23 protein-coding genes are annotated in these 26799 nt (G+C 72.1%); 15 read left to right on the forward strand and 8 right to left on the reverse strand.

Annotation, left to right across the window (positions count from 1 at the left end; genetic code table 11):
• Positions 1 to 136: 136 nt before the first annotated feature.
• Complete coding sequence (locus ACQPZZ_RS23295) at positions 137 to 1183, forward strand: LLM class flavin-dependent oxidoreductase (protein ID WP_432921893.1); 1047 nt, start codon at positions 137 to 139, stop codon at positions 1181 to 1183.
• Between the two features lie 4 nt (positions 1184 to 1187).
• On the opposite strand, the gene ACQPZZ_RS23300 is transcribed toward ACQPZZ_RS23295, so the two are convergent.
• A complete protein-coding gene (locus tag ACQPZZ_RS23300; protein ID WP_432921896.1) occupies positions 1188 to 1850 on the reverse strand; it encodes a TetR/AcrR family transcriptional regulator in 663 nt (220 codons plus the stop codon).
• Positions 1851 to 1872: 22 nt separating this feature from the next.
• Here ACQPZZ_RS23300 and ACQPZZ_RS23305 point away from each other — a divergent pair, with 22 nt between their 5' ends.
• Both ACQPZZ_RS23305 and ACQPZZ_RS23310 read left to right on the forward strand, forming a co-directional pair.
• Positions 1873 to 3225 carry an MFS transporter gene (locus ACQPZZ_RS23305; protein ID WP_432921899.1) on the forward strand — a complete coding sequence of 451 codons (1353 nt, stop codon included), beginning with the start codon at positions 1873 to 1875 and terminating at the stop codon, positions 3223 to 3225.
• A complete protein-coding gene (locus ACQPZZ_RS23310; protein ID WP_432921902.1) occupies positions 3222 to 3668 on the forward strand; it encodes a hemerythrin domain-containing protein in 447 nt (148 codons plus the stop codon). The genes ACQPZZ_RS23305 and ACQPZZ_RS23310 overlap by 4 nt, the downstream gene beginning before the upstream one ends.
• Before the next feature lie 10 nt (positions 3669 to 3678).
• Here ACQPZZ_RS23310 and ACQPZZ_RS23315 read toward each other — a convergent pair whose 3' ends face one another.
• Complete coding sequence (locus ACQPZZ_RS23315; protein WP_432921905.1) at positions 3679 to 4572, reverse strand: TIGR03619 family F420-dependent LLM class oxidoreductase; 894 nt, start codon at positions 4570 to 4572, stop codon at positions 3679 to 3681.
• A gap of 23 nt (positions 4573 to 4595) precedes the next feature.
• On the opposite strand from ACQPZZ_RS23315, the gene ACQPZZ_RS23320 reads away from it, so the two are divergent.
• Positions 4596 to 5441, forward strand: a complete 846-nt coding sequence (locus tag ACQPZZ_RS23320; protein ID WP_432921908.1) for a phosphotransferase family protein — start codon at positions 4596 to 4598, stop codon at positions 5439 to 5441.
• 18 nt (positions 5442 to 5459) lie between these two features.
• The gene (locus ACQPZZ_RS23325) at positions 5460 to 5720 is read left to right on the forward strand and encodes a zf-TFIIB domain-containing protein (RefSeq protein WP_432921911.1); all 261 of its coding nucleotides are present in this window, start codon (positions 5460 to 5462) and stop codon (positions 5718 to 5720) included.
• 52 nt (positions 5721 to 5772) lie between these two features.
• Here ACQPZZ_RS23325 and ACQPZZ_RS23330 read toward each other — a convergent pair whose 3' ends face one another.
• A complete protein-coding gene (locus tag ACQPZZ_RS23330; protein WP_432921914.1) occupies positions 5773 to 7356 on the reverse strand; it encodes an ABC-F family ATP-binding cassette domain-containing protein in 1584 nt (527 codons plus the stop codon).
• Positions 7357 to 7767: 411 nt separating this feature from the next.
• On the opposite strand from ACQPZZ_RS23330, the gene efeU reads away from it, so the two are divergent.
• The 9 genes from efeU (at position 7768) to ACQPZZ_RS23375 (ending at position 17482) form a co-directional block, all read left to right on the forward strand.
• A complete protein-coding gene (gene efeU, locus ACQPZZ_RS23335; RefSeq protein WP_432921917.1) occupies positions 7768 to 8610 on the forward strand; it encodes an iron uptake transporter permease EfeU in 843 nt (280 codons plus the stop codon).
• 17 nt (positions 8611 to 8627) lie between these two features.
• Positions 8628 to 9770, forward strand: a complete 1143-nt coding sequence (gene efeO, locus ACQPZZ_RS23340) for an iron uptake system protein EfeO (protein WP_432921920.1) — start codon at positions 8628 to 8630, stop codon at positions 9768 to 9770.
• On the forward strand, positions 9767 to 11038 hold the full coding sequence (gene efeB / locus ACQPZZ_RS23345; RefSeq protein WP_432921923.1) for an iron uptake transporter deferrochelatase/peroxidase subunit: 1272 nt from the start codon (positions 9767 to 9769) through the stop codon (positions 11036 to 11038). The genes efeO and efeB overlap by 4 nt, the downstream gene beginning before the upstream one ends.
• 44 nt (positions 11039 to 11082) lie before the next feature.
• Positions 11083 to 11559: an RrF2 family transcriptional regulator gene (locus ACQPZZ_RS23350; protein WP_363647430.1), complete on the forward strand. Its 477-nt coding sequence runs from the start codon at positions 11083 to 11085 to the stop codon at positions 11557 to 11559.
• 27 nt (positions 11560 to 11586) lie between these two features.
• The gene (locus ACQPZZ_RS23355; RefSeq protein ID WP_432921927.1) at positions 11587 to 12786 is read left to right on the forward strand and encodes an MFS transporter; all 1200 of its coding nucleotides are present in this window, start codon (positions 11587 to 11589) and stop codon (positions 12784 to 12786) included.
• Between the two features lie 179 nt (positions 12787 to 12965).
• Positions 12966 to 14075, forward strand: a complete 1110-nt coding sequence (locus tag ACQPZZ_RS23360; RefSeq protein WP_432921930.1) for a hypothetical protein — start codon at positions 12966 to 12968, stop codon at positions 14073 to 14075.
• 68 nt (positions 14076 to 14143) lie between these two features.
• Complete coding sequence (locus ACQPZZ_RS23365; RefSeq protein ID WP_432921933.1) at positions 14144 to 15307, forward strand: toxic anion resistance protein; 1164 nt, start codon at positions 14144 to 14146, stop codon at positions 15305 to 15307.
• Complete coding sequence (locus tag ACQPZZ_RS23370; protein WP_432921936.1) at positions 15304 to 16875, forward strand: VWA domain-containing protein; 1572 nt, start codon at positions 15304 to 15306, stop codon at positions 16873 to 16875. Before ACQPZZ_RS23365 ends, ACQPZZ_RS23370 begins: the two co-directional genes overlap by 4 nt.
• Entirely contained in the window at positions 16862 to 17482 is a 621-nt protein-coding gene (locus ACQPZZ_RS23375; RefSeq protein ID WP_432921939.1) for a hypothetical protein, read from the forward strand. Before ACQPZZ_RS23370 ends, ACQPZZ_RS23375 begins: the two co-directional genes overlap by 14 nt.
• Positions 17483 to 17496: 14 nt before the next feature.
• Here ACQPZZ_RS23375 and ACQPZZ_RS23380 read toward each other — a convergent pair whose 3' ends face one another.
• From ACQPZZ_RS23380 to ACQPZZ_RS23400, 5 genes are all read right to left on the reverse strand, one after another.
• Entirely contained in the window at positions 17497 to 19509 is a 2013-nt protein-coding gene (locus ACQPZZ_RS23380; RefSeq protein ID WP_432921942.1) for a CehA/McbA family metallohydrolase, read from the reverse strand.
• 98 nt (positions 19510 to 19607) lie between these two features.
• Positions 19608 to 20597 carry a methylmalonyl Co-A mutase-associated GTPase MeaB gene (gene meaB / locus ACQPZZ_RS23385; protein WP_432934496.1) on the reverse strand — a complete coding sequence of 330 codons (990 nt, stop codon included), beginning with the start codon at positions 20595 to 20597 and terminating at the stop codon, positions 19608 to 19610.
• Complete coding sequence (gene scpA, locus ACQPZZ_RS23390; RefSeq protein WP_432921945.1) at positions 20597 to 22738, reverse strand: methylmalonyl-CoA mutase; 2142 nt, start codon at positions 22736 to 22738, stop codon at positions 20597 to 20599. Before scpA ends, meaB begins: the two co-directional genes overlap by 1 nt.
• Entirely contained in the window at positions 22735 to 24582 is a 1848-nt protein-coding gene (locus ACQPZZ_RS23395; RefSeq protein ID WP_432921948.1) for a methylmalonyl-CoA mutase subunit beta, read from the reverse strand. Before ACQPZZ_RS23395 ends, scpA begins: the two co-directional genes overlap by 4 nt.
• A 76-nt stretch (positions 24583 to 24658) precedes the next feature.
• Positions 24659 to 25426 carry a peptidoglycan recognition protein family protein gene (locus ACQPZZ_RS23400; RefSeq protein ID WP_432921951.1) on the reverse strand — a complete coding sequence of 256 codons (768 nt, stop codon included), beginning with the start codon at positions 25424 to 25426 and terminating at the stop codon, positions 24659 to 24661.
• A gap of 157 nt (positions 25427 to 25583) precedes the next feature.
• Between ACQPZZ_RS23400 and ACQPZZ_RS23405 the strand changes: the two genes are divergently transcribed.
• Positions 25584 to 26714 carry a DUF5925 domain-containing protein gene (locus ACQPZZ_RS23405; RefSeq protein ID WP_432921954.1) on the forward strand — a complete coding sequence of 377 codons (1131 nt, stop codon included), beginning with the start codon at positions 25584 to 25586 and terminating at the stop codon, positions 26712 to 26714.
• Positions 26715 to 26799 lie beyond the last annotated feature (85 nt).

Genomic DNA, 26799 nt, shown 5'->3' on the forward strand with positions numbered 1-26799 from the left:
ACACATCTCTCACCGTGTCCGGAAATATGCTGATGCGACCTCAGGTTGGGCCCAACATGAGCGAGCGAAGTGAGCGAATCAATAGACACAGGGCGACTTGCGCATGCAACCCCGAGACGGCAGGCGAGGGGGTGGCATGAGCAAGGACAACATCCGCGGGGTGCCGGGCGGGACGGCCGAGGTGCCACTGTCGATCCTGGAGCTCGCGACCGTCGGCGAGGGCTCCACGCCCACCGAGGCGCTGCGCGACGCCACCGAACTGGCGCGGCGGGCCGAGGAGTGGGGCTATCACCGCATCTGGGTCGCCGAGCACCACGGGATGCCCGGGGTGGCCAGCTCCTCCCCGGCCGTACTCATCGCGCATCTCGCGGCGGCGACCCGGTCGATCCGGATCGGCTCCGGCGGCGTGATGCTGCCCAACCACGCCCCGCTGGTGATCGCCGAGCAGTTCGGCACTCTGCACGCGCTGCACCCCGGCCGCATCGACCTCGGCCTCGGCCGCGCCCCCGGCACCGACATGGCCACGGCGAACGCCCTGCGCCGCTCGGCCGAGGTGGACCCCGACGAGTTCCCCCAGCAGGTGGCCGAGCTGACCGGCTTCCTCGACGGCGCATTCCCGTCCGGCCATCCGTACCAGAAGATCCAGGCGGTGCCGCGCGGCGACGGCCGCCCGCCGATCTGGCTGCTCGGCTCCAGCGGGTTCAGCGCCAGGCTGGCAGGGCTGCTCGGGCTGCCGTTCGCCTTCGCCCACCACTTCAGCGCCGCCAACACCGAGCCCGCGCTCGACCTCTACCGCTCCTCGTTCCGGCCGTCGGAGGTGCTCGACCGGCCGTACGCGCTGATCGGGGTGGCGGCCGTCGCGGCCGGCACCGAGGAGGAGGCGTTGCGTCAGACCATGCCGGGCGCGCTGTCGTGGCTGCGCCTGCGGCAGGGGCGGCCCGGCCGGACGCCCACTCCGGAGGAGGCGGCGGCGTATCCGTACACCCCGATGGAGCGGGAGTTCGTCCGCGAACGGCTGTCGACGGTGGTCCACGGCGACCCGCAGACCGTGCGCGACGGGCTGGAGGAGCTCCGCAAGCGCACCGGGGCCGACGAGCTGATGATCACAACACAGGTCCACGGCGGCGCGGCACGCCTGCGCTCCTACGAGCTGATCGCCCAGGCGTACGGCATGATCCCTTGATTTCTCACATCGCGGTGGAGTGCGCGGCCAGCAGGCCGCGCACGATCGCCCGCACGCCCGTCTCGTAGGTGTCGCGGGCGGTCAGCTCCTCCCAGCGCTCGCCCAGCGCCGCCAGATTCGGCAGTTCCGCCGGATCGAGGTTCGCGAACACCGCGGCGCGATAGGTCGGCCTTTCGTCCTCCCGCCGGCGCGCCGCGGCCGCCCGCGCGGTGATCTCACCCGCCGTGTAGTGCCAGATGATCCGGTACATGTCCACGGCGGCCTCCCTCGGCATCCCCGACCGCACCGCCGCGTCGATGATCGTCTCCGGATACCACAGTGCGTGGACGGACATCATGTCGTCGGCTCTCAGCACCTCGACGATCCACGGCACGCCGATCAAGGCGTCCCGCATGGCGACGGCCGCGGCCACCACACGCTCACCGGGATCGAGGTCGCCGGAAAGCTCGGGCCTCGCCACCTTCGCGGCGTAGTCGTCCAGCAGCAACTGCATCAACTCGTCCTTGTCGCGCACGTGGCGGTAGAGGGCCATCGCGGTGGTGCCCACCTCGCCGGCCAGCTTCCGCATGGTCAGGCCCTGCGTGCCCTCATCCCGCATGATCCGGTGGGCCGCGGCCACGATGTCCGCTCTGGAGATCTTGGGGGGCCGCCCCGTGCGCGTCGGCATTCCGTCATGTTACTTTGTTTACATGTATACAAAGTCTCGCCCCTGGGCGGCCGTCGGCGTGCTCGCGTTCGCCGTGGCCGTGGGCACGCTGCAGATGACCGCGGTCGTGCCGCTGCTTCCCGTGCTGCAACGGCAGCTCGCCGTCCCGCTCACCTCCGCCTCCTGGATCCTCACCGCCTCGCTGCTCTCCGGAGCGGTGTCCACTCCCCTGCTGGCGCGTCTCGGCGACCTGTACGGCAGGCGGCCGGTGATCACGGCCGCGCTCGGCCTGCTGGTCGCCGGATCGGTGCTGTCGGCGGCGGCGACCACGCTCGCCCCGGTCATCGCCGGCCGGGTCCTCCAGGGCACGGCGGCGGCCCTGTTACCCCTGGCCATGGGCATCGCGAGGCAGCAGGTCACGCGGGAGAGCCTGCCGACGGCCATGGGCGCGCTGAGCGCCATGATCGGAGTCGGCAGCGGCGGCGGAATGATCCTGGCCGGCCTCGTCGGCGGCGGCCCTCGGATGTTGTTCTGGATCCTCACCGGGCTCGGCGCGGCGGGTCTCCTCCTGGTCGTCCTCGTCGTCCGCGAGCCGGTCCGGCGCCGGACGGGTGGCCGCCCCGACGTCGCGGGCGCGGCGCTGGTGGCCTCCTGGCTGGTCTGCCTGCTGCTGGCCGTCAGCAAGGGTTCCGCGTGGGGATGGACCTCGCCGCCGACTCTGGGACTGGCGGCGGCGGCCGTGGGCCTGTGCGCCGTCTGGGTGCTGACGGCCCGCCGCACCGCGTCGCCCCTGATCGAGATCCCCATGCTGCTGGACCGCAGGACGGTGGGCGCGACAGTGGCCTCGCTGCTCCTGGGATTCGCGTTGTTCGGCACCATTACGACGCTCTCGTCGGTGGCCCAGGCCTCGCTCGGCGCCTCGGTGCTCCAGGTCGGTCTGTATCTGCTCCCGACGGCGCTGCTGATGCTCGCGGTCTCGCTGCTCGCCGGTCCCCTGATGCGCCGGTTCGCGGCGTCGTCCCTGGTCGGCGCCGGGTCCTCCCTGGTCGCCGTGGCCGCGTTGTGGCTGGCTGTCAGCCACGACAGCCCGGCGGCCCTTTACGGCGCCGGCGTCGTGCTGGGCGTCGGGATCGGCCTCAGTTACGCGGCCCTCGGCACGATGGCGGTGCAGCACGTCGAGCCCGCCAAGACGTCGGCGGCCGGAGGCGTGAACGCGCTGGTCAGGATCGTCGGCAGCAGCCTGGCCGGAGCCGTGACCGCGGCCGTGATGTCCGGCGCGGGGGCCGGCTGGAGCTTCGGCGCAGCCGCGCTCGCGGCGGCGGCCTCGGCGGTCTCCGGCTTCGGGCACGCCGCCGTCATCCGGATCCCGCGCCTGTCCGTGGAGGAGCCGGCATGACCCGGAAGGAGAACGCCACCGACCCGCGGGTGATCGCACTGGGAGACGAGCTGGTGAAGCTGCACGACGGATTCCGCCGCGGGCTCGCGGAACTTCGGACGCCCGGCGCGAAACCCGATCTACGGGAGCACTGCCTGACCTTCTGCGAGGCTCTGCACGCCCATCACACCGGCGAAGACGAGGTGCTCTTCCCATACCTGGACGGCCTGCATCCCGAGCTCGCCGACGTGCTGGCCCGGCTCCGCCGCGAACACCGGGTCGTGGGGCTGATCCTGGCGCGGATCCGCGCCCTGATCGACGGCGACGCACAGGACGGCGGCGACCCGGAGATCGCCGCCGAACTCGACCGTCTCGCCGGAGAGCTGGAGGCCCATCTCGACTACGAGGAGGAGCGGCTCGTGCCCCTGCTCAACCAGATAATCGAAGTTCCCGAGGGACTCTAGGCCGTGAGGCTCACCGGGGAGCGAGGGCCTCCAGGGCCTCTTCCGCGCGGCGCATGGAGTCGCGGGGGTCGGCCTCGGGGTTGCCGATCTCCGGGTCGAAGTTGAGGTCGTGGAAGACCTCGGTCACGCCCCTGGCCGCCAGCGCCTCGACGTCCCGCCGGATCTTGTCGTACGACCCGGTCAGCGGGCCCTCGTCCGCCGCACGGACCCGGGTGACACCGCGGACGACGAACCGCAGCGCGTCCGGGTCGCGGCCCGCCCGCCGGGCCGCCTCCTTCACGATGGCGATCTGCCGGTCGATCGTGCTCAGGTCGGCGCGGCTGGAGCTGATCCAGCCGTCGGCGATCCGCCCGGCCCGCTCCAGCGCCACCTGGGCCGTGCCCCCCAGCAGGACGGGCGGCGGCGTGGCCGGCCCGGGGTCCTGGTGCGAGCGCGGCACCTCGTAGAACTCGCCCTTGTGCTCGACGACGTCCTCGGTCCACAGCCGCCGCAGCAGGCCGACGTACTCCTCCCCGCGCCTGCCCCGGCGTTCCATGGGCACGCCGGAGGCGGCGAACTCCTCGGGCAGCCAGCCGAGTCCCAGCCCCACGTCGAGCCTGCCGCCGGACACCTCCTGCAGGGAGGCGAGCTGCTTGGCCATCAGGACCGGGGAGACGAAGGGCAGGTTGAGCACGGCCACCCCGAGCCGCACCCGCTCGGTGACGCCCGCCAGATACGCGAGCGCGACCACGGGGTCGTGCACGCTCCGGTAGACCGGCCCCATCGGGTTGCCCACGGGGTAGAGCAGGCGCTGGAACGTCCACACCCCGTGATAGCCCAGCTCGTCCGCGCGGCGCGCGATCCGCCTCATGTTCTCCGGCGTCGCCCACGAGCCCGACACCGGCACACCGAAACCAACCTTCATGGCGACACCCTAGGGTGTCCCCCGTGATCGAGGAACTGGCGCGGCTGGCGCGCCGCGACGGGCCCGTGACGGTGCTCAAGCAGACCCGCGTGCTCGTGGTCAGGGCGGGGGACGTCGTCGTCAAGGCCCATCCCCCCGGCACCGACGAACGCGCCCTGCGGGCCCGTCTCGACGCCGCCGCGAACCTGCCCGGCGTCATGCTGGCCCCTCTCGGCCTCGAACGGCTGGACGGCAGGCTGGTCACGATCTGGCCCGCCGGTGAGCCCCTCACCATGGACGACGTCGACGCGGGGGCCACCCCCTGGGAGGAGGGCGGCCGGCTGCTCGCCCTGCTACACGCCCGCCGGGCCCCCGCGGACCTGCCTCCCGCGGGAGGACCGTCGCGGCTGCCGCGGGCCATGGCCGACCTGGCGGCCGCCGGCGTCCCGGACCATGTCGCCGCACCCATCCGGGCGGCGTACGCGACGCTGCCGCCGGTGCGGGAGGGCGGCGCGCTGACGCACGGCGACTGGCATCTCGGCCAGATCGTCAGGCACGACGGCGCGTGGCTGCTCATCGACCCCGACGACCTGGGCGCGGGCGACCCCGCATGGGACCTGGCCCGCCCGGCCGCGTGGTACGCCGCCGGCCTGCTCGACCCGTCGGACTGGGAGCGCTTCCTGACGGCCTACCTCGCGGCCGGCGGGACCGCCGTGTCGGCGGACGATCCGTGGCGGGAACTCGACGCGCCCGCCCGGGCGTTGACCGTCCAACTGGCCGCGACGGCGGTGGCCACGGCGGCGAAATCGGGCGAACGGCCCGACAACGCCGCCGAGGCCCTGGTGTCCGCCTGCGGGAGGATCGTCGCGGCCACCGAGGCCGAGACCTGACTTAGGGAGAGTTGTCGGATGCAGTGCCCCAAGTGCCGTGGCAACATGCGGACGTTCGACCGCAACGGCGTTCACATCGAGCAGTGCGACAACTGCCGCGGCATCTTCCTCGACTACGGCGAGCTGGAGACGCTGACCCGCATGGAGTCGCAGTGGGCCCAGCAGAACTACGCTCCCCCGCCGCCCGCGCACGGGGGCCCCACCTGGGGCGGCGGTCACCACGGCGGCCACTACGGCCACCGTCGCAACAGCTGGGTCGGCATGCTGTTCTCCAGCTGAAAGCCCTTCCGCGGAGGCCGCGGCCCGAGTGGGGCCGCGGCCTCCCGCGTGCTCAGCGCGCCGGCTCCAGGCCCTCCGGTCCCACCCGGAGCCACCGGGTGATCCCGATCGACTCCAGGAACGGCAGGTCGTGGGAGACCACCACGAGCGCCCCCCGGTAGGCCGACAGCGCCTGCGCGAGCTGGCGCACGCTGGCCAGGTCGAGGTTGTTGGTCGGCTCGTCCAGCAGCAGGAGCCGCGGCGCGGGCTCGGCCAGCAGCAGCGAGGCCAGCACGGCGCGGAACCGCTCACCTCCCGAGAGCGTGCCGGCCGGCCGTTCGGCCCGTGCGCCCCGGAACAGGAACCGGGCGAGCCCGGCCCTGACGGCGTTGACCGAGGCCTCCGGCGCGACCGCCCGCACGTTGTCGACCAGACTGCGCTCGTCGTCGAGCACGTCGAGCCGCTGCGGCAGGTACCTCACCGCGGCGTTCAGCCGGACCGAGCCCTCGTCCGCCGGGATGTCCCCCAGGATCGTGCGCAGCAGCGTCGTCTTGCCCGAGCCGTTCGCCCCCAGCAGGGCGATACGTTCCGGGCCGCGCACGACCAGGTCGCCGATCGGCCCGGCGGCCGTGCGCAGGCCGTCCAGTTCGAGCACGGTGCGCCCGGCCGGCACCTCGGTCGCGGGCAGCTCCACCCGGATCTCGGCGTCGTCGCGCACCGCCTCCTCCGCCTCCGCCAGCCGCTCACGCGCCGCGGCCACCCTGTCCTCGTGCATGAGCCGGTGCTTGCCCGCCGACACCTGGGCCTGGCGCTTGCGCTCCTGCATGATGATCTTCGGTTCGCGCTTCTGCTCGTACATCTTGTTGCCGTAGCGCACCCGCCGGGCCAGCTTGGTCTGCGCCTCGGCCAGTTCACGCCGCTGACGGCGCAGGTCGCCCTCGGCCGTGCGGACCATCCGCTCGGCGGCCTCCCGCTCGACCGTGAGCACCTCCTCGTACTCGCTGAGCGTGCCGCCGAAGGTACGGCGGGCGGGCAGGTCGGCGATCTGGTCCACCAGGTCCAGCAGCGTGCGGTCGTGGCTGACGACGACCAGCGTCCTCGTCCACGAGGAGACGGCGTCGTACAGGCGCCGCCGCGCGTCGATGTCGAGGTTGTTGGTCGGCTCGTCGAGCAGCAGCACGTCGGGCTCGGCGAGGAACCGCGCGGCGAGCCCGACCATCACGGTCTCGCCGCCCGAGAGCGTCGCGACCGTCCGATCGAGGTCCACGCCGGTGAGCCCGAGGCGGTCGAGCTCGGCCCGGGCGCGTTCCTCGACGTCCCAGATCACCGCGTCGTAGTTCGCCTCGCTCAGGTCGCCCCACTCGATGGCGTGCAGCGCCTCCCGCGCGGGCGTGATCCCCAGCAGGTCCGACACCGTACGGCTCGCGCCGAGCGGGAGGTTCTGCGGCAGGTAGCCCAGACGCCCGGTGACCGACACCGAACCGCCCGCCGGGGTCAGTTCTCCGGCGATCAGCCTGAGCAGGGTCGACTTGCCGCTGCCGTTGACACCGATGAGCCCGGTCCTGCCGGCGCCGAACGCGAAGTCGAGCTCGTCGAAGACCGGCGTCCCGTCGGACCAGGAGAACGACAAATCCGTACAGACAATGGAATAAGACATAAGGCGGCTCCGGGTATCCCAAGGGCGAAATGACGAACGCTGCGTATGGGACACCGCGGGCACGGGCCGCGAGGCGAGGTCTGGGCGAGGGTCTGCCTGAGGTCGCTGCGCCGGACCACCGATGGCGGCCGAGGGCGCGGTGTCGGGACCTCAGAGCTCCAAGTGACCCCTCCAGGGCGCGGCGGCAGGACGTTCGTCACGATAACCGGAAGCGAGGACGGATGCCATCGAATTAATCCGCCGGTCACGAGGCCGCCACCCGGAGGTCCTCTTACCGGCCCGGCCGGGCCGTAGTCTCAGGCGTCCCCGAAGGTGACAAAGGGCCTACCCCGCTCCATGCGTCGCGGCTCTTGTCGGTAAGGTGAACCTGTCCTAACTTAGGTAAGGCTTACCGTCCGCCCGGAGGGCGATGTGTTCGCAAGTTATCTCATCGGCCTTCGAGAGGGCCTGGAGGCGACCCTCGTCGTCTCCATCCTGGTGGCCTTTCTCGTCAAGAGCGGCCGCCGGGAGCGGCTGCCCCTGGTGTGGGTGGGCGTCGGCGCCGCCGTCGTCCTCGCCGTCGGGTTCGGGGCGCTGCTGACCTTCACCGCGGCCCACCTCGCCGCCCGGCAGCAGGAGATGTTCGACGCCGTCACGTCTCTGGCCGCGACCGTCTTCGTCACCTTCATGGTCTTCTGGATGCGCACGGCGGCCCGCAAGATGTCGGGAGAGCTGCGGCAGAAGATGGGCGCCGCCCTGGAACTCGGGACCACCGCCGTGGTCGTGGTGGCGTTCCTCGCGGTCGCCCGCGAGGGGCTGGAGACGGCGCTGCTGTGGTTCGCCGCCGTTCAGGGCGCGACCAGCAGCGCGAGCCCGCTGATCGGCATCACGCTCGGACTGCTCACCGCGGTCGCGATGGGCTGGGGGCTGTACCGCAGCGCCCTGCGGATCAACCTCACCAAGTTCTTCACCTGGACGGGCCTGCTGCTGATCCTGGTCGCCGCCGGCATCTTCAAGTACGGCGTCCACGACCTGCAGGAGTCGGGGCTGGTCCCCGGCCTGAACACCCACGCCTTCGACATCAGCGGCGTGCTCGACCCCAGTGCCTGGTACTCGACGCTGCTCAGCGGGATGTTCAACATCACCCCGCAGCCCAGCGTGCTGGAGACCGTCGCATGGGTCGTCTACCTGGTTCCCGTCCTGGTCCTCTTCCTGCGGCCCGCGGCCAGGACGCCGGCGAGCCCCGCCCCCAAGTCCCCCCAGACCGCTTCCTGACCGGAGTCGACGTACCGATGCGCACCCCCACCGTTCTGGCCGCCGCGGCGCTGGCACTCGCCGGCCTCACCGCCTGCTCCTCCACGGACTCCGGCTCCGGCTCACAGGCCGGGGCGGGCGCCGCCGGCGACGCGAAGATCGCCGTGGCCGCCACCGACACCGAGTGCAAGGTGGCGAAGTCCGAACTGGCCGCCGGCACCTCGACCTTCTCGATCACGAACAACGGCGCGAAGGTGACGGAGTTCTACGTGTACGCGGCGGGTGACCGGATCATGGGCGAGGTCGAGAACATCGTCCCCGGGCTCACCCGCGACGTCGTGATGGAGCTGCCGGCGGGCATGTACGAGACCGCCTGCAAGCCCGGCATGACCGGCAAGGGCATCCGGGGCCCCCTCAAGGTCAGCGGCGAGAGCAAGCCCCTGACCAGTGACGCGAAGCTCGCCGAGGCCGTGGCCAGCTACAAGCGCTACATCAAGAGCCAGTCGGACACGCTGCTCGGCAAGACCAAGGAGTTCACCGAGGCGGTCAAGGCCGGCGACGTCGCCAAGGCCAAGGAGCTCTACCCGGTCGCCCGCACGTACTGGGAGCGCATCGAGCCGGTGGCCGAGGTCTTCGGCGACCTCGACCCCGCCATCGACGCCCGGGAGAACGACGTGGCGGACGGCGAGGAGTGGACCGGCTTCCACCGCATCGAGAAGGACCTGTGGGTCAAGAAGGACGTCGGCGGCGACGGTGAGATCGCCGACAAGCTCATGACCGACGTGACCACGATCGTGACGAAGTCCACTGCGCTGGAGCTGTCCCCCGTGCAGCTCGCGAACGGCGCGAAGGGCCTGCTGGACGAGGTCGCCACCGGCAAGATCACCGGCGAGGAGGACCGCTACTCGCACACCGACCTGTGGGACTTCGACGCCAACCTGCAGGGCTCGAAGGCCGCCGTCCAGGCGCTGCGGCCGGTGCTGGAGGAGCGCGACGCCGAGCTGGCCAAGACGCTCGACGCGAAGTTCGCCGACGCCGAGGCCGCGCTCGCCGCGCACCGCGACGGCGACGGGTGGAAGCTGCACACCGAGCTGTCCAAGGACGATCTGAAGGCCCTGTCCGACGCGATCAACGCGCTGGCCGAGCCGATCAGCAAGGTCGCGTCGGTGGTGGCCCGGTGACCCGGAAAAGCACAGGGAGCGGCGCGGGGATCAGCCGCAGACGGCTGTTCGGCCTCGGCGCGGCCGGCGTGGCCGCGGTCGGGGCCGGGGCGGTCGCCACCCGGTCCCTGCTGGAGGAGCCGGCCGCCCACGCGGCGTCCGCCTCCGACCCCGTTCCGTTCTACGGCCCCCGCCAGGCGGGCGTCACCACCCCCGCCCAGGACCGGCTGCACTTCGTGGCGTTCGACGTCGTCACGAAGAAGAAGGCCGAGCTGGTGGAGCTGCTCCAGGAGTGGACCGCCGCCGCGGCCCGGATGACCCAGGGCAAGGACGCCGGCACGTTCGGCGCAGTGGGCGGGGCGCCCGAGGCGCCGCCGGACGACACCGGTGAGGCACTCGGCCTGCCCGCCTCCGGCCTGACGCTGACCATCGGATTCGGCCCGTCGCTGTTCGACGAGCGGTTCGGCCTCGCCGACCGCAGGCCGCCCGCCCTGGCCGACCTGCCGGCCTTCCCCGGTGAGGACCTGAAGCCCGAGATCTCCGGCGGGGACATCTGCGTGCAGGCGTGCGCGCACGACCCGCAGGTGGCGGTGCACGCCATCCGCAACCTCGCCCGGATCGGCTTCGGCAAGGTCTCCATCCGCTACTCCCAGCTCGGTTTCGGGCGCACCTCCTCCACCTCCCGGGCGCAGGCCACGCCGCGCAACCTCATGGGGTTCAAGGACGGCACCAACAACCTCAAGCTCGAGGACACCTCCATGCTGCGCGACCACCTGTGGGTCGCGCCCGGCGACGGCCCGGCCTGGATGGACGGCGGCACCTATCTGGTCACCCGCAAGATCCGGATGCACATCGAGACCTGGGACCGCGCCCCGCTGTCGGAGCAGGAGTCCATCTTCGGCCGCGACAAGGGCAAGGGCGCGCCGCTCACGGGCAGCGCGGAGTTCGACGCGCCGGACTTCGCCAAGAAGGGCCCGGACGGGCAGCCGCTGATCGCCGGCAACGCGCACGTACGGCTCGCGCACCCCGACGCCCACGGCGGCGCGCGGCTGCTGCGGCGCGGCTACAACTACGTCGACGGTTCCGACGGCCTCGGGCGGCTCGACGCCGGCCTGTTCTTCATGGCCTACCAGCGCGACCCCCGCAAGCAGTTCGTCCCCATCCAGCGGATGCTGTCGGAGAAGGACGCTCTGAACGAGTACATCAAGCACATCTCCAGCGGCCTGTTCGCCTGCCCGCCCGGCGTGGTGGACGGCGGCGACTACTGGGGCCGCACGCTGTTCGCCTGATCCCGCCCGCCCGCGCACTAACCGGGATGTGTATAGTCCCGGTTATGCGGATGGGCGAGGGTGTCGAGTGGGGCCTGCACTGCTGCGTGACCCTGGGCTGGCTCGACGACCAGGCCCCGGTGTCGATCCGCCGACTGGCCGTGTGGTTCGACCTGCCGCAGGAGTACCTGAAGAAGCGGCTGCAACCGCTCGCCCGCGCCGGAATCCTCACCTCCAGCCCGGGCGTCCGGGGCGGCTGGTCGCTCGCCCGCCCACCCGAGCGGATCACTGTGATGGACGTCGTCACCGCCGTCGAGGGGCCGCTCGACGCGTTCCGCTGCGCCGAGATCCGCAAGCGCGGAGTGAGCGGGCGTGACGCCGGGCCCGAATTCGACCGGCCCTGCGGCATCTCCAGCCTCATGCGCCGGGCGGAGCTCGCGTGGCGGCGCGAACTGGCCGGCCGTACGATCGCCGACCTGATGGAGCAGGCCCCCGCGGGCGCGGCCCGCACCCGCCGCAACTACAGCCGCATGACCGACTGATCCCCCACCTCGGCATGGAGCATTGTCATGGACAAAACAGGGACGTCTGATATCCCGGTTATCCGGCGCGAGGCCGCGCCGCGGGGCCTGGGGTCGACCCTCGTTCTGGGCCTCGGAACGTTCGCGGTCGGGACCGACGCGTACGTGGTGGCCGGGTTCCTGCCCGCGATGGCCCACTCGCTGCGCGTGCCGGAGGGCACCGCGGGGCAGTCCGCGACGGCGTTCGCGATCGCCTACGCCGTGCTGTCGCCCGTCCTGGCCACCACGCTGGCCCGGATGCCCCGCCGCACCCTGCTGGTCGGCGCCCTGACCGTGCTCGCCCTGGCCAACCTCGCCTCGGCCCTGGCGCCGGACTTCACCGTGCTGATGATCACGCGCGTGCTGGCCGCGTCCGGCGCCGCCGCGTTCACCCCGAACGCGGGCGCGGTGGCCGCGTCGCTGGTCGCGCCCGCGCAGCGCGCCCGGGCGCTGGCCGTTGTGGTCGGCGGCCTGACCGTCGCCACCGCCCTCGGTGTGCCCCTGGGCAACCTGGCCGGGAAGATCCTCGACTGGCGGGCGACGCTCGGTCTGGTCGCGGTGCTGTGCGCGGTCTGCGCGGCAGGAGTGCGCGCCGCGATGCCGGCCCTGCCGGGCGGCCCGCGCATCCCACTGGGGGAACGGCTGGCGGCCCTGCGGCGGCCGGGGGTGGTCGCGGTGCTGCCGCTGACCGTGCTCGGGCTTGCCGCCGGCTACGGGCTCTACGCCTTCGCCGTTCCCGTGATGCGTGCGCTCGGGGCCGGAGCGTCGGCGGAGACCTGGCTGCTGTTCCTGTACGGCGCCGGCGCGGTAGCGGGCAACCTCGTGGCGGGCGCCATGGTGGACCGGCACGGGCCCGTCCCCGTGCAGGCCGCCGGGTTCGCCGTGCTGACCGTGACACTGGCCGTCGCCGCCTGGGCGGCCGGGGCGGGCACGCACTGGCTGCCGCTGACGGCCACGCTGATGATCGCCTGGGGCGCGGGGACCTGGTTCCAGACCCCGGCGCAGCAGGTCCGGCTGATCAACGCGGCGCCCCGGGAGACCGCCGTGGTCGTCGGCCTGAACGCCTCGGCCCTGTACGCCGGGATCGGCCTCGGCACGGCGCTGGGCGGCGTCCTGCTCCCGGTCGGCCCGTCCGTGGCGCTCGCCGTCTCCGCGGGACTGGCCCTGCTGTGCCTGCCCTACCTGGGCGCCACCCGGCGGTACCGCTGATGCGGTCCATCACCAAAAGGTGATATATCGGCATTCTTGGCATCAAATCCCGTTTATTACTTCACAATGAACATTCTCTGAATTCTCGGCCGCACCTTTCTCCTCTCGCTCGCACATTCCTCATATCTCCCATAATCCGGAATACGGGGATCAGAACCACGGGGCGAAGGAAAGCATGAATGAAGCGTTGGATCGGGGTCGGGCTGGCCCTGGTGCTGGGCGTCGCCGTCATCCTCGCCCTGGTGCTGGGCAACGGCGGAGGCGGCGGTGAGCAGCGGACGCTCACCACGGTCCGAGGTGTGATCGGTTCGGAGAAGAAGCCCTTCTTCGACGATCCCGCGGTCAGGACGGCGTTCGCCAGGCACGGACTACGGGTCGAGGTCGACACCGCGGGATCCCGCGAAATCGCGACCACGGTGGACCTGCACCCGTACGACTTCGCCTTTCCCTCCAGCGTTCCGGCCGCGGAGAAGATCAGGCAGGCGCACAAGATCACGCGTACGTACTCGCCGTTCTACTCGCCGATGGCGGTCGCGACGTTCCAGCCGATCCTGGACGTGCTCGCGAAGGCGGGCGTGGTCCACGACTCGGGCGCGGGTTACCAGGTCCTCGACCTGCGCGGGTTCCTCGACCTCGTCGCGAAGGGCACCCGCTGGGACGCGCTGCCGGGCAATGCCTCCTACCGCGCCCGCAAGCGGATCCTGCTCACGACCACGGACGTCCGTACGTCGAACTCGGCCGCCATGTACCTCGCGGCGACCAGCTACGTCGCCAACGGCGACGACGTCGTGACCTCGCGGGCGCAGGTCGCCGAGGTGGCGCGGACGGTCGCCCCGCTGTTCCTCGACCAGGGCTACTCGGAGTCCTCCACCGAGGCGCCGTTCGAGGACTACCTCGCGCTGGGGATCGGCAAGACGCCGATGGTGGTGATCTACGAGGCGCAGTACGCCGCGCGGCTGTTCGCGGGCGGCGGGGCGATCCGGCCCGACATGCGCCTGATCTACCCCGCGCCGACCGTGCTCAGCAAGCACACCCTCGTCCCGCTCACGGACCGGGCGGCGGAGGTCGGGCGACTGCTGCAGGAGGATCCCGAGTTCGCCCGTCTCGCCGTGAGATACGGCTTCCGCACCGCGGACCCCAAGGTCTTCGCGGACCTGGTGGCCACGACCAGGGTGCCGGTGCCCGCGAGCCTGGTCGACGTCGTCGAGCCTCCCGCCTACGACCGGCTGGAAGACCTCGTCGCGACCATCGAGCGCAGCTACCTGGCCGGCGCGAAGCCGTCGTCCTGACCCCCGTTGTCCAGGAACACAGTCCCAGGAACACAGTTCCAGGAAGCGTCCAGGAAGAGAGGACACCCGTGTCCGAAGATCTGGTGCTGACTCCGCCCGCCCCGGTGGCGGCGGTGCCGGTCGAGAAGGCGGCCGGCATGCTGCCGCTCCCCGGCGAGCGCGGCGCCGAACTCGCCCGCAAGGCGTCCGGCTTCGCCGAGGAGCTCACCACCCTCGACCACCGGTCGCCGGAGTTCACCAGGAAGGTGCACGACATCACCTCGATGGGCGACTCGGAGATCCGCGCCTCCTCCCAGGTGGCCAACCGGATGCTCAAGCGCCCGGTCGCGGCGCTGGCCTCGGCCAAGGGCGAGGGCGCCGACGGCCAGGCGCGGGTCGCCGGTCAGCTCGTCGCGTTGCGCCGCACGATCGTCGATCTCGATCCCGAACAGGCGACCGCCGGCACCCGGCGGCTGCTCGGGATCATCCCGTTCGGCGACCGGCTGCGCGACTACTTCGCCAAGTACCGAAGCGCGCAAAAGCACATCGACGACATCATCCGGGCGCTCAAGTCCGGGCAGGACGAGCTGCGCAAGGACAACGCCGCCATCGAGGGCGAGAAGGCGAACCTCTGGGAGTCGATGACGAAGCTCCAGGAGTACGCCGTACTGGCGGCGGCGCTCGACGCGGAGCTGCAGGGACGGATCGACCAGATCGAGCTCACGGACCCCGGGAAGGCGAACGCCCTGCGCTCGGACGCGCTGTTCGGCGTCCGCCAGAAGCACCAGGACCTGCTGACCCAGCTCGCCGTGTCGGCCCAGGGCTACCTCGCGCTGGACCTGGTGCGCAAGAACAACCTGGAGTTGATCAAGGGGGTGGAGCGGGCCACCACCACGACGATCGCGGCGCTGCGCACGGCCGTCACGGTGGCCCAGGCCCTCGCCAACCAGAAGCTGGTGCTCGACCAGATCACGGCGCTGAACACCACCACCTCCGACCTGATCCTCGCGACCAGCGAGATGTTGCGCACCCAGGCGGGAGACATCCAGACCCAGGCCGCCGCCACGACGGTGAGCATGGAGGCGCTGAGCAGGGCGTTCGACAACATCTACTCGACGATGGACATGATCGACGGCTTCAGGGCCAAGGCCGTGGAGAGCATGGCCGTCACCGTCGACACCCTGACCGTGGAGCTCGACCACGCCCGCGCCTATCTGGAGCGCTCCCGCCGCGCCGACGAGGCGGGGTCGTGAGAAGAGCGATCACCGCCGCCGCGGCCCTGCTACTCGCCCTCACGGCCGCCTGCTCGAGCCCGGGCGGAGACGCCCCTCCGGAAGACGGGCCGGACGTGCTGCGCGTCCTCGCGGGAAGCGAGATCAAGGATCTGGAGCCGTTGCTCGCCAAGGCGGCCGGCGCGGCGGGCGTGAAGGTGTCGCTCTCCTACACCGGCACCCTGGACGGCGCCGAGCAGGTGGCGAACGGCGGCGCGGACGGCCGCTACGACGCGGTCTGGTTCTCCTCCAACCGCTATCTGTCCCTGATCGACGGGGCGAGCGCGCGCCTGTCCACCCAGACCAAGATCATGGTCTCACCCGTGGTGCTCGGCCTCAGCCACGCCAAGGCACGCGAGCTCGGCTGGGACACCGGCCGGGCGACCTGGACGGACATCGCCGAGGCCGCACAGAAACACCGCTTCACCTTCGGCATGACGAACCCCGCGTCGTCGAACTCGGGCTTTTCCGCCCTGGTCGGCGTGGCGGCGGCACTGTCGGACGCGGGCGAGGCGCTCGGCCAGGCCCAGATCACGGCCGTCACTCCCCAGCTGATCGGGTTCTTCTCCGCGCAGACCCTCACCGCGGGCTCCTCCGGCTGGCTCGCCGACGCCTTCCGGCGACGGACCGACGTGGACGGGCTGATCAACTACGAGTCCGTGCTGCTCGGCCTGCGCACCGCCTCGGGGGAGCCGCTCACGCTGGTCTATCCCGGCGACGGCGTAGTCACCGCCGACTACCCGCTCACACTGCTCGCCTCCTCCCCCAAGAAGGCCTTGTACGGCAAGCTGGCGGCCTGGCTGCGCGCACCCGGAGTGCAGCGCGAGATCATGACGACCACGGCGCGGCGGCCCATCGTGCCCGAGGTGCCGCCCGACGCCAGGTTCGGCACCGCCCCGCTGCTGGAGCTGCCCTTCCCCAACCGGCGCAGCGCCGCCGACGCGCTGATCGACGCGTACCTCAACCAGGTGCGGCGCCCGTCGCGCACGGTGTTCGTCCTGGACACCTCCGGCTCTATGGAGGGCGACCGCATCGACGCGCTCAAACAGGCACTCACCGCGCTGACCGGCGCCGACGCCTCGGCCTCCGGCCAGTTCTCCCGGTTCCGCAACAGGGAGACGGTCACGCTGCTGCCGTTCAGCACCACGGCCGGGCAGGCGAGCACGTTCACGGTGCCGGAACGCGACCCCGCCGCGGTCCTCCGCCAGATCCGGGCGTACGGCGACGGCCTGACGGCGTACGGCGGCACCGCGATCTACGACGGCCTGCGCGGCGCCTACGAGACGGTCCGCAGCGGCCAGGGCGGCGAGGAGGACTTCACCTCGATCGTGCTCATGACGGACGGCGAGAACACCGACGGCTCCTCCTACGAGGACTTCGCCGGCTTCTACCGGACCCTGGGCACCCGGGTCCCCACATTCGTGGTGCTGTTCGGCGACAGCGACGTGGCCGAGATGCGCCAGGTCGCCACGCTCACCGGCGGCGCGGTGTTCGACGCCCGGCAGGCGTCGCTCGCCTCGGCGTTCAAGGAGATCCGTGGCTACCAGTGAGCGGATCCTCGCCTACCTCGGCTCGACGCGGAACATCGTCGGCTCCGCTCTCGCGCTCGGCGGCCTCGGGCTGCACTTCCTCGGCCTCGCCGGGTCGTTCTGGCCGGTGGTCGTCGCCGGGCTGTACGGCGTGGGGGCGCTGCTCACCCCGCCCACCCGGGTGCGGCTGACGATCTCGCACGCCGAGGTCGAGGCGCGGGCGCTGCGGGACGACCTCGACACTCTCGTGGCCGAGGTGTCGCCACCCCGCTTCCCCGAGGACGTCGTGGCCAAGGTCGGCGACCTCGCCGCGATCCTGCGCGACGTGCTGGCCAGGGCGGAGGCGCTCACCTCCGCCCCCGACCACCTGCACGTCGTCTCCCAGGCCGTCCGCGACTACCTGCCGACCAGCCTGGAGGCGTACGCCAACCTGCCGAGGTCGTACGCGCTGACCCGCCGGGGGCCGCGCGAGCGCAGCGCGCACGAGGAGCTGATGGCCCAGCTCGGCCTGCTGGAGGCGGGGTTGTCGGCGATCGCGGAGGCCGTCTATCAGGGGGACGAGCAGGCGCTCAGGGACCAGGGCCGGTTCCTGCGGGACCGCTTCGGCGGGTCGTCGCTCGACCTGTAGTCACAGATCTGCGGTCACAGGCGCGACTCGTACACCGCCCTGGCCTTCTCGATCAGGTCGAGGTGGTCACGCAACTGGGCCCGGGTCCGCAGGCGCGCCCTGGCCCTGACCACCTCGTCGAGCAGGTCGAGCCATCGCAGGCACCAGCGGAGATCCTCCTCCCTGGCCACGCGCCGTCCCCGCACGTCCAGGTAGACCGGGCTGGTGTGGGCGTACGCCCGCCCGCGCGGGGAGCGCGGATGGGCGCCGCCGCGGGCCACGGCGACCACGTAGGTGGCGTCCGCCACCCGAAGGGACGCGGCGATCTCGTGGCCCGGTCCCTCGGCCAGCACACCCGCCGCGGTCCTGATCTCGATGTGCTCCACCTCGGGCCCGACGGCCCGCGCCCGGATCTCGACCGTCTCACCGCCGTCCAGGCCGAGCGTGGCCCCCGGCTCCAGGCCGTTCACCGTGAGCTCCAGCCAGGGGCCGGTGGTGGCGAACGTGCGGCCCCGCCGTACAGCCCCGGCGAACGACTCCGCGCTGAGCGGCCCGTCCACGCGGGCGTAGACGCGCTCCCAGCCCGGCGGGCTGGAGACCGTGTCCTGGCGGGTGAACGACAGCATGGTGTCGGTTCCGGCGAGCGCGGCGAGCCGGTTGCCGGCGCCGACCAGCCTCCGGTAGACCTCGGCGGTCCCCGGGGCGGGCGACAGGTCGCTGAAGTGCAGGACCTCCACCCCGTCGACCAGCCCGAGCGCGGCGTCCACGACCAGGGCGCGGCCGGTGCAGTTCCTGGTCCCGCCGCCGACGACGTCCTCGGGAGTCGCGACCGGGCCGTGGAAGGGATGGGCGTACCCGAGCACCGCACGCGGCTCCCGCAGGTCGCCGCAGACCGCCGCGTTGGGCGGCCAGTCGGCGTCGGCGCCGAAACCCGTGTGATAGACGGCGGGCGGCGCGGCCACCCCGAAGACGTGGACGTGCCCGAACAGGTCGTTGCGATACTCCACGCCCATCCGGGCCACGTGCCCGGCGTCCGACCACGGCAGGTCGCGCCCGGCCCAGTGCTGGAGCGCCTCCCGGTCGTAGACCCGGTCTCCCGCGACGTTTCCCGCGACGAGGTTGAGCACGTGCAGGTCCTCGCCGAGCTGCGCGGCGGCCGCCTCCGCGGGGACGGCGACCAGGTCGCCCGCCCAGTTCATGTGGACGTGCAGGTCGGCGCCGTACCAGCCCCGGGCGGCGGCGTCGTACAACCGCTGCGGCGCGATCCCGACCAGCGTCTCCTCCCCCGTCCTGGGGACGACCGTCGTCTCCACGACGTCGTACTCCATGCCGCGCGTGACCCGGATCGTGACCGGCTCGGCGGGCACGGCGAGCACGATGTCGTCGCCGTGGAAGAACGGCATGTCGTCGTTGTCGCGCCGCTCGGGCACGCCCTCCGGATACCACCCCTGGCCGTCCCGCGACCTGACGCTCCACCGGCACGGAAAGCCCGCGCGCAACCGCAGCCACGCGGCCGGCGCGGGCCGGGTCAGCCCGGACAGGTCGACCACCTCGCCGTCCACCGTGAGGACGGTCGCGGTCGTCACGTCGAGGAGCTTGGCCCCGCCCGCCGCGATCCCGTACGGCACGCCGTCGGCCGTCACCTCCACCGGATGCGGCAGCGCGGAGTCGACCAGCAGGATGACGGGCACCGGCCCCGGCGACAGCAGCGGCCGGGCCTGGCCGTGTTCCAGACGGTGTTCCAGACGGTGTTCCAGACGGTGTTCCAGACGGTGTTCCAGACGGTGTTCCAGGCTGTGACCGCCCGCGGTCAGCCGCAGCGCGGCCAGGCCCCGGGGGAGCTCGCCGTCCAGCGTGTCACGGAACTCCGCGTCGAGGTCGGGCCCGACGCTCATCCGGTCGGCCTCCTCGGGAAACCGGAGGAAGGGCATCATCCGGACGTATCCCAGCGGCGGCTCCCCCCAGGTCATTCCGTGGGCCGACAGCAACGCGCGGTACTCCCGCAGAGCACGCTCCACCTGCGGCGGCATCATCGGATCGTGGTTCATCGCACCTCCCCGTAATCGAAGCGGCCACATCGTGGCACGGTTCCGGCCCGGGAAAACGTGCAACAGTGCATTCCCGGTCACAGGGGTAGCGATCTTTCTCACCCGGGAGGAAAGGTGATCTCCCGCGTGTCATGCTTGCCGCCGGTGGGCAGGAAGGCCGCCAGGATGCGGTCGGCGGCCAGCGACGGAGTGAGGGTGCCGTCGAGGACCTGCCGTTCGATCTCGGGGGCGATACCCGACGTCGTGTCGCGGAGCATGGCCAGCAGCCGGTCCCGCACCAGCGCCCACGTCCACTCGACCTGCTGGCGGCTGCGCCTGGCGGCGAGATCGGCGCCCTCCTGATGGCGCACGATGTGACGCCACAGCTCCTCCAGGCCGGCGCCGGTCAGGCCGCTGCAGGTCAGCACCGGCGTGGCCGCGCGCAGCAGCCGCAGCGCCCCGGACAGCTCGCGCGCCGCCTTGCGCGCGGCCGTCTCGTACTCGCCGTCGGCCTTGTTGACCGCGATGACGTCGGCCAGCTCCAGCACGCCTTTCTTGATCCCCTGGAGCTGGTCTCCCGTACGGGCGAGGGTGAGCAGGAGGAACGTGTCGACCATGTCGGCGACCGCGGTCTCCGACTGGCCGACCCCGACCGTCTCGACGAGGACGATGTCGTATCCCGCCGCCTCCACCACGACGACGGCCTCGCGGGTGGCCTTCGCCACGCCGCCGAGCGTCCCGGCCGTGGGAGACGGCCGGATGAAGGCGTTCGGGTCGGCCGACAGCCGGGCCATCCGGGTCTTGTCCCCGAGGATGCTGCCGCCGGAGCGCCGCGACGAGGGGTCGACCGCCAGCACGGCCACCCGGTGCCCCTCGCCGGTGAGATGGGTGCCGAGCGCCTCGATGAAGGTGGACTTGCCGACTCCCGGCACCCCGGACACGCCCACCCTGCGCGCCCTGCCGGCGTGCGGGGTGAGCTCGACCAGCAGCCGCTGCGCCGTCTCCCGGTGATCCGCCCTGGTCGACTCCACCAGGGTGATCGCCCGTGCGGTCCACCGCCGGTCGCCCGACAGCACGCCCTTGACGTAGTCCTCGAGCGTCGACGCGATCACTGATGACCCAGCCGGCCGGACAGCTCGCGCAGCAGTTCCAGGGCGGCGTCGGCGATCACCGTGCCGGGCAGGAAGATCGCCGAGGCGCCCGCGGCCCGCAACTCCTCGGCGTCTCCCGGCGGGATCACGCCGCCGACCACGATCATGATGTCCTCCGCGCCGAGGCCGGCGAGCGCCCGCCGCAGCGCGGGCACCAGCGTCAGGTGCCCGGCCGCGAGCGAGGAGACCCCGACGACGTGCACGTCGGCCTCGACGGCCTGCCGGGCGACCTCCTCGGGCGTCTGGAACAGCGGGCCGACGTCGACGTCGAAACCGAGGTCGGCGAACCCGCTCGCGATCACCTTCTGACCCCGGTCGTGGCCGTCCTGGCCCATCTTCGCGACGAGGATCCTGGGCCGGCGGCCCTCGGCCTTCTCGAACTGCGCGCACGCCTCCCGGACCCGGTCGGCGGCGTCGCCCACCTCCGCGCGGTACACCCCCGATATCGTACGGATCTGCGCGGCGTGCCGTCCGAAGACCTTCTCCAGCGCGTCGGAGATCTCCCCGACCGTCGCCTTGGCCCTGGCCGCCTTCACCGCGAGCTCCAGCAGGTTGTCGTCTGCCGCGGCGCCCTTGGTCAGCGCCTCCAGCGCCCCGGCCACGGCGTCGGCCGAGCGCTCCTCGCGCAGCCTGCGGAGCTTGTCGATCTGCCGGTTGCGCACGGCCGTGTTGTCGACCTTGAGCACCTCGATCGGCTCGTCGGCCTCGGGGCGGTACTTGTTGACGCCGATCACCGGCTGCCTGCCGGAGTCGATGCGGGCCTGGGTGCGGGCCGCGGCCTCCTCGATGCGCATCTTGGGCAGCCCCTGGTCGATGGCCTGAGCCATGCCGCCGGCCCGCTCGACCTCCTGGATGTGCCCCCAGGCCGCCCGTGCCAGCTCCCGGGTCAGCCGCTCGACGTAGTAGGAGCCGCCCCACGGGTCGATCACCCGGCAGGTGCCCGACTCCTGCTGGAGCAGCAGCTGCGTGTTGCGGGCGATCCGCGCCGAGAAGTCGGTCGGCAGCGCGAGCGCCTCGTCCAGGGCGTTGGTGTGCAGCGACTGCGTGTGCCCCTGGGTGGCCGCCATCGCCTCCACGCAGGTCCGTACGACGTTGTTGAACACGTCCTGCGCGGTCAGCGACCATCCCGAGGTCTGACTGTGCGTGCGCAGCGACAGCGACTTGGGGTTCTCCGGACCGAAGCCCTTCACGAGGCGGGCCCACAACAGCCGGGCGGCGCGGAGCTTGGCGACCTCCATGAAGAAGTTCATGCCGATGCACCAGAAGAACGACAGGCGCGGCGCGAACGCGTCGATGCCGAGCCCGGCCCCGACCCCGGCCCGCAGGTACTCCAGCCCGTCGGCCAGCGTGTACGCCAGCTCCAGGTCGCAGGTCGCCCCGGCCTCCTGGATGTGATAGCCGGAGATCGAGATGGAGTTGAACTTCGGCATCCTCGCCGAGGTGTACGCGAAGATGTCGGAGATGATCCGCATCGAGGGACCCGGCGGATAGATGTAGGTGTTGCGGACCATGAACTCCTTGAGGATGTCGTTCTGGATGGTCCCCGCCAGCTTGTCCGGCGTGACCCCCTGTTCCTCGGCCGCGACGATGTAGAGCGCCAGGATCGGCAGCACCGCGCCGTTCATGGTCATCGACACGCTCATCCGGTCGAGAGGGATCCCGTCGAACAGCTGCCGCATGTCGTAGATCGAGTCGATCGCCACGCCCGCCATGCCCACGTCGCCGGCGACCCGGGGATGGTCGGAGTCGTAGCCCCGGTGGGTCGCGAGGTCGAAGGCGACCGACAGGCCCTTCTGCCCCGCCGCCAGGTTCCGCCGGTAGAACGCGTTGGACTCCTCCGCCGTGGAGAACCCGGCGTACTGCCGGATGGTCCACGGCCGGGTGACGTACATCGTCGGGTACGGCCCGCGCAGGAAGGGCGCGATGCCGGGGTACGTCTGCGGGGACGGGACGTCCTCCAGGTCGGCCGCCGTGTAGAACGGCTTGACCGCGATGCCCTCCGGCGTCTCCCACACAGGAGTCTCCCCGACCGGACCGCCGGGAGTGCCCGCCGCCGCGGCTCCCGACCCCAGGTCGATTTCGGAGAAATCGGGAATCATCGGCTCACTCCCAGCTCATCGAACGTCGTGCGGAGCACACCGAGCGCGTCGCAACCGGCGTAAAGAGTGGCGTCCACCCCCTCATACTCCCCCTTTCCGGCCAGCCAGACCCTGCGCGCCCCGGCCTCCCGCAGCGCCGCGGCGACCGCCGCCGCGTGCTCGCCGTACAACCGGTCGGAGGAGCACAGGCAGGCGACGGGGGTGCCGCAGTCGCGGAAGGCCTGGGCGATCGCGGCCGGGTCGGTGCCCGGGCCGCTGGTGACGGTCGCGACGCCGCCCGCCGCGAACAGGTTGGCGGCGAACGCCGCCCGCGCGGTGTGCGCGGCGACCGGCCCGATCGTGGCGAGGAACACCGTGGGCCTGCTCGGCTGGGCGTCGGCGAGGTCGCGCAGCGCCTCGAACTCCTCGGCGTAGCGCATCACCGGCAGCCCCCCGCCGGGCACACCTCCCGATGTCACCGCGAGCCCGGGGCCGGGCCGCCGGGACAGCGGCCTCTCCTGCGGGTCGGGGAACTCGCTCACCCCGGTGATGGGGTCGCGCCGGTGCGCGAGGTTGTCCGCGCGCCTGGCCCTGGTCGCCGCCAGCCGCTCGGGGACCAGCCGTTCCAGCGCGGCCGCCATGCCACCGGCCCGCTCGATCTCCCGGAACCACTCCCACGCCCGGCCGGCGAGGTCGTCGGTGAGCCGTTCCACGTACCACGAGCCGCCGGCCGGGTCGGCGACACGGGCGACGTCGGCCTCCTCCACCAGCAGCGACTGCGTGTTGCGGGCGATGCGCCGGGCGAACGCGTCGGGCAGCCCGAGGCAGGCGTCGAACGGCTGGACGGTCACCGCGTCCGCCCCGCCCACCCCGGCCGCGAAGCAGGCCACGGTCGTGCGCAGCATGTTCACCCAGGGGTCCCGGACCGTCATCATCGCCGAGGAGGTGACCGCGTGCTGGAGCTGCCTGCCGGCCCCGTCCGCGACGCCCGTGACCTCGGCGACCCGCGTCCACAGCCGCCGGGCGGCCCGCAGCTTGGCGATGGTGAGGAACTGGTCGGCGGTCGCGGCGTACCGGAACTCGAGCTGCCCGAACGCCTGCTCGAGCGTCAGGCCCGCGCCGGTCAGCGCCCGCAGGTAGGCGACACCGGTCGCCACCGAGCAGCCGAGCTCCTCGGCGTCGGCGCCGCCCGCGTCGTGGTACGGCAGCGCGTCGACGGTGATCGCCCTCAGCCCGGGGTGATCCGCGGCGCAGCGGCGGGCGAGCGCCACGGCCCCATCCAGACCGGCGGCGCCGGTGTCCACGGTCGCGCCGGTGCGGGCGGCCAGCCCGATCGGGTCGGCGCCCAGGTTGCCCCCGGGCAGCGCCGCACCCCCGGCCGTCGTGCCGGCCAGGCGCAGGAACGCCTCCGCCGCCTCGGCCGTACGCGGGCCGGCGTCGAGGACGACCGGGGCGAGATCGAGCAGCACGCCGTCCAGCACGACCGGCAGCGCGGCCGGTTCGATCGCGTTCAAATCGAGCCACAGGGACGTGACGCCGTTCTCCAGGTCGGCGTGGATCGCCTCCCTGGTCACGGCCGGATCGGGGTCGGCGTGCCGCTGGCGCAGGTCCCACGGGCCCGGACCGCGCACCGTACGAACCGCGGGCGACGCGCCGGGCAGGTCGCCGGCGTCGTACAGCGAGGCGACCGTCACACCGTCGTAGGTCGTGGTGGTCAGGGCGGCCTCGGCCTCGTCCGGCGAACCGTCCCAGCCGGATCTGCGCAGCACCTCGGCCGCGAGCGCACGCCACTGTTTCCGCGTGGCCTGCGGAAACTCCGCCGCGGGATCAGCGAGATCGTCCTGTTCAACAGGCGGCACCGTCATGAACCGGATGCTAAGGGCATCGGCCCGGTTCCGGGAGCCCCGGGGTCCCGGTCTGTGGACAACGCCGCCCGAGGGGCTACTTCCCCGCGAAGGCGGCGTTCCAGGTGTCGGGACCGACGACGCCGTCCACCTCGAGGCGCCTGTCCTTCTGGAACCTGCGGCACACCTCCTGGGAGTCCGGCCCGTACGCACCGTCGACGACGATGTCGTAGCCGAGTTCCTTCATCCGGGCCTGCCAGGCGCGCACGTCGTCGCCGCGCATCACCGGCGGATACTTGAGCAGACGGCCGGGCCACTCCTGCGACGGCTCCGGCCCGGGCTCCGGCTGGGTGGTCCCGGGACGCGGCGCACCCCTCTTGATCCAGGCGTACAACGGGTCGCCGGGGCAGTCGGTCGAGTAGCCGTCGCGGTGGCCCTTGATCTCCTTGCCCGCACCCCCCTTGGCGCGCAGGTACTCCACCGCGTCCAGGATCGCGTGCAGGATGCCGTCGGTCGGCTGGACCAGCCCGGCGTTGCCGACGAGACCGAGCACGGCGTAGTGGCCGGAGTTCAGGCCCGGGCCGTTGGCGGCCGGCAGGTGTCCCGGCCCGCGCCCGACGAAAACCCTCCGATGCGGACACGCCACCATGGAGTAGCCGATATCGATCCAGCCGTTGCCGTCGATGTGGAAGCTCTGGATCGACTTCACCATGGCCACGCACTTGGCGTGGTCGTCGACGATGCCGGGATCCACCCGGCCGCCGGTGTAGTGGACCTTCACCCCCCGGGTGGAGGTCAGCGACGAGTACGAGCCCCTGGGAGGACGCGCGCCCCATTCAGCGCGGGACACGAGATCGATGGCCACAGTGCTCTCCGTTGACGACGACTGGATACCGAGCGTAGCGGTAACGCCCCAGCACGTACTGCTTTTTGCCCAGATCAAACCGCTTAAACGGCAAGCAAACTGAATAGGGCCATAAATCCAATCGACAGCGCGACACAAACGCCGAGATCATGGCCATATGTCCGTTATCAAGGGGGTCGACTTTTCTCCTCACTCCACGCCCCCGTCCCCGCGGCCGCCCGTACCCATGCGGATCTGGCTCGACGACGCCGACAGCCCCGCCGACGTGATCGACGCCCTGGCGCTGTCTCCGTTCGCGAACGGAGAGCAGCCCTGGTCCCGCACCACCAGCCTCACCCGGGTGCGCGCCGACGCCCCGCTGACCGCCGAGGGCGGCCGGCTGCTGCGCGTCGCCCAGCACACCGACGGGTACGAGACCCGGCTGATCGCGGGCGAGGGGTGGACCCTGCGCGTGGTCCGCAACATGAACAGGTCGGCCACGCTCACCGCCACGGCCGTGAGCGAGGAACTGGCCGGCTCCGTTCTGGAACAGGCGACCAGGAACGCGGCGGAGGCCGCGCCCGACGCCGACCACGTCCGGATGGGCTTCTGGTGGCGGTCGAGCCACGGCCCGCACCGCTCCGCCAAGCCCATCACGACCTCCTCCTGGCAGGAGGTCAGGCGGAACTACCCCACGGCCGCCTCCCGCCGCCTGGACGCCCTCATGGCGACCACCGCGGCCGATGTGACGGGCCGGCTGGTCCTCCTGCACGGCCCGCCCGGCACCGGCAAGACCACGCTGCTGCGCACGCTCGCGCGCGAGTGGGCGCCCTGGTGCCAGGTCGACTGCGTGCTCGATCCCGAACTGCTGTTCAACGACCCCGGCTATCTCATGGACGTCGCCGTCGGCTGGGACGGCCCGGACGAGGACGACGAGCCGCGCTGGCGGCTGCTGGTGCTGGAGGACTGCGACGAGCTGATCCGCGCCGAGGCCAAGCAGTCGACGGGCCAGGGCCTGTCGCGCCTGCTCAACCTGACGGACGGGCTGCTCGGCCAGGGCAGGGACGTGCTCGTGGCCATCACGACCAACGAGGACCTCAGCAGGCTCCACCCGGCGGTCGTACGGCCCGGACGATGCCTGGCGCAGATCGAGGTCGGCCGCTTCGAGCCGGACCAGGCGGCCGGGTGGCTGGGCCGGACGGACGGCGTGAGCCCCGGCGGGATGACGCTGGCCGAGCTGTTCGCCCTGCGGGACGGCCGCCCGGGCACCGCCGGCGAGGCCGCTCCGCCCATCGGCCTCTATCTCTGAAGTGCCGCACCGAGCACCGCCGCCGATGGCGTAGCGTCCCTGTGTCGGATACGTAAACCATCCGATGTGCCAGGTCGGGGCGGTA

This window comes from Microbispora sp. CA-135349 (assembly GCF_050947365.1).
Taxonomy (GTDB): Bacteria; Actinomycetota; Actinomycetes; order Streptosporangiales; family Streptosporangiaceae; genus Microbispora.

Coding starts and splice junctions, on each gene's coding strand:
- ACQPZZ_RS23380 (WP_432921942.1), bottom strand. CDS start 19,509: ATGAACCACGATCCGATGATGCCGCCGCAGGTGGAGCGTGCTCTGCGG.
- ACQPZZ_RS23310 (WP_432921902.1), top strand. CDS start 3,222: ATGACCCGGAAGGAGAACGCCACCGACCCGCGGGTGATCGCACTGGGA.
- ACQPZZ_RS23330 (WP_432921914.1), bottom strand. CDS start 7,356: ATGTCTTATTCCATTGTCTGTACGGATTTGTCGTTCTCCTGGTCCGAC.
- ACQPZZ_RS23355 (WP_432921927.1), top strand. CDS start 11,587: ATGGACAAAACAGGGACGTCTGATATCCCGGTTATCCGGCGCGAGGCC.
- ACQPZZ_RS23350 (WP_363647430.1), top strand. CDS start 11,083: ATGCGGATGGGCGAGGGTGTCGAGTGGGGCCTGCACTGCTGCGTGACC.
- ACQPZZ_RS23305 (WP_432921899.1), top strand. CDS start 1,873: ATGTATACAAAGTCTCGCCCCTGGGCGGCCGTCGGCGTGCTCGCGTTC.
- scpA (WP_432921945.1), bottom strand. CDS start 22,738: ATGATTCCCGATTTCTCCGAAATCGACCTGGGGTCGGGAGCCGCGGCG.
- ACQPZZ_RS23315 (WP_432921905.1), bottom strand. CDS start 4,572: ATGAAGGTTGGTTTCGGTGTGCCGGTGTCGGGCTCGTGGGCGACGCCG.
- ACQPZZ_RS23360 (WP_432921930.1), top strand. CDS start 12,966: ATGAAGCGTTGGATCGGGGTCGGGCTGGCCCTGGTGCTGGGCGTCGCC.
- ACQPZZ_RS23295 (WP_432921893.1), top strand. CDS start 137: ATGAGCAAGGACAACATCCGCGGGGTGCCGGGCGGGACGGCCGAGGTG.
- ACQPZZ_RS23300 (WP_432921896.1), bottom strand. CDS start 1,850: ATGCCGACGCGCACGGGGCGGCCCCCCAAGATCTCCAGAGCGGACATC.
- ACQPZZ_RS23325 (WP_432921911.1), top strand. CDS start 5,460: ATGCAGTGCCCCAAGTGCCGTGGCAACATGCGGACGTTCGACCGCAAC.
- ACQPZZ_RS23405 (WP_432921954.1), top strand. CDS start 25,584: ATGTCCGTTATCAAGGGGGTCGACTTTTCTCCTCACTCCACGCCCCCG.
- efeO (WP_432921920.1), top strand. CDS start 8,628: ATGCGCACCCCCACCGTTCTGGCCGCCGCGGCGCTGGCACTCGCCGGC.
- ACQPZZ_RS23395 (WP_432921948.1), bottom strand. CDS start 24,582: ATGACGGTGCCGCCTGTTGAACAGGACGATCTCGCTGATCCCGCGGCG.